Here is a 1,798-nt window from a genome sequence, read left to right on the forward strand (position 1 = left end):
CGTTGCGCGCCAGATGGCGCTCGAACCCGGCCTGGTCCAGCTCCACCGGCTGCCCTGAAAACAGCGCTTGCGCGCATTTTCCGCAAACCGGCTGTTCCGCCAGCCGCTCTCCCGGTACCCGGTTCACTGCACCGCAGTGCGGGCAGACTACATGCCTGGCATCGTTCATCACTATCCTTTCCCGTATGGGCAACAAGCAGGCCGGTCAGCCCCCTGACCGGCAGCAACTGCCTGAATGCCCTCATAATGCTTGCCTGGCAACCACTCTCGCGTGAACTGTTTCATGGGCACAGGCATCTTGTTTGCCGCATTGGCATTTTCCATGTGGGGGCTGTTCCCCATCTATTTCAAGATCGTTGCAATGGTGCCGGCGGTCGAGATGATTGCGCACCGGGTGCTGTGGTCGCTGGTATTCATTGTCCTCGTCCTCGCCTTCCGCCGCCAGTGGGACTGGATCAGGCCCTTGCGCAGCCAGCCGCGTGTCATCGCCGGCTTTGCATTGTCCGGCGGCCTGCTGGCGCTGAACTGGTCGGTCTACATCTGGGCCGTTCAACACGACCGGGTAGTCGACTCCAGCCTCGGTTACTTCATCAATCCGCTGATCAACGTCCTGATCGGCTTCCTGCTGCTGAAGGAACGCATGCGGCCGGGCCAGTGGGCCGCCATCGCGCTTGCTTGCAGCGGCGTGGCGTGGCTCACCTGGCATAGTGGCAGTTTTCCATGGATAGGACTTACGCTGGCGCTGACCTTCGCGTTCTACGGCCTGCTGCGCAAGACCGCATCATTGGGACCGCTGGAAGGCCTGGCGCTGGAATCGATGGTGCTGGCGCCTGTCTGCCTGCTCTATCTGGCGTGGCAGGGCGCACAAGGCCATATCGCTGTCGCTGGCCTGACTCCCGGCATGCAACTGCTGGTTGCCGTATCCGGCCCGCTCACCGCCATCCCGCTGCTGATGTTCGCGGCCGGCGCACGCCGCATCCCGTTGTCGGTGCTGGGCCTGATGCAATACATCGGGCCTTCGTTACAACTGGCGGTCGGCGTCCTGCTGTTCCGCGAACCCTTCGGCAACGACCGGCTGATCGGCTTCATGTTGATCTGGACAGCGCTGACACTGTACTCGCTGGAAAGCGCCTGGCGGGCGTGGTGGAACCGGCCCGCAGCGGCGGTGGACAAATGATGGGTGAACTATCAATTCCTGCGGCGTTCGAAACCAATCGGCGGATCTGAATCCGGCGCGCTTGGGCACGAACCTGGAAAGAAGCCAATAAGGCAGTGGCTATCGGACCGATTTAAACTATCGAATTCCAAAATGAATAGAGAACCTCTATCATTGCATCTGTTCGTTCAACAATGGAGTCACAAAGATGTCCCTCATCAACACCCAAGTCAAACCCTTCAAGGCAACCGCTTTCCACAACGGCAAATTCGTTCCGGTTTCGGATGCCGACCTGAAAGGCAAGTGGTCGATCGTGTTCTTCTACCCGGCCGACTTCACCTTCGTCTGCCCGACCGAGCTGGGCGACCTGGCTGACAACTACGACACATTCAAGGCCATGGGCGTGGAAATCTACGGCGTGTCGACCGACACCCATTTCACCCACAAGGCATGGCACGATACATCGGACACGATCAAGAAGATCACCTACCCGATGATCGGCGATCCGACCGGCGCCATCACGCGTAACTTCGACGTGATGATCGAGGAAGAAGGCCTGGCACTGCGCGGCACCTTCGTGATCAATCCTGAAGGCCAGATCAAGCTGTGCGAAATCCACGACAACGGCATCGGCCGTGACGC

2 protein-coding genes and 1 pseudogene are annotated in these 1,798 nt (G+C 59.8%); 2 read left to right on the forward strand and 1 reads right to left on the reverse strand.

Going from position 1 to position 1,798, the window contains the following annotated elements; genetic code table 11:
• Nucleotides 1-169: pseudogene (locus tag Q7T06_RS13200) on the reverse strand (thiol reductase thioredoxin); the annotation flags it as partial.
• Nucleotides 170-283: 114 nt separating this feature from the next.
• Here Q7T06_RS13200 and rarD point away from each other — a divergent pair.
• Both rarD and Q7T06_RS00010 read left to right on the forward strand, forming a co-directional pair.
• Nucleotides 284-1,177: an EamA family transporter RarD gene (gene rarD, locus Q7T06_RS00005; RefSeq protein ID WP_304778008.1), complete on the forward strand. Its 894-nt coding sequence runs from the start codon at nt 284-286 to the stop codon at nt 1,175-1,177.
• Nucleotides 1,178-1,364: 187 nt separating this feature from the next.
• Nucleotides 1,365-1,798: redoxin domain-containing protein (locus Q7T06_RS00010; RefSeq protein ID WP_304778011.1), on the forward strand; the 434-nt coding region annotated here is incomplete at its 3' end.

The sequence above is a fragment of the Herminiimonas sp. genome, assembly GCF_030645555.1.
Lineage (GTDB): Bacteria > Pseudomonadota > Gammaproteobacteria > Burkholderiales > Burkholderiaceae_D > Oxalicibacterium.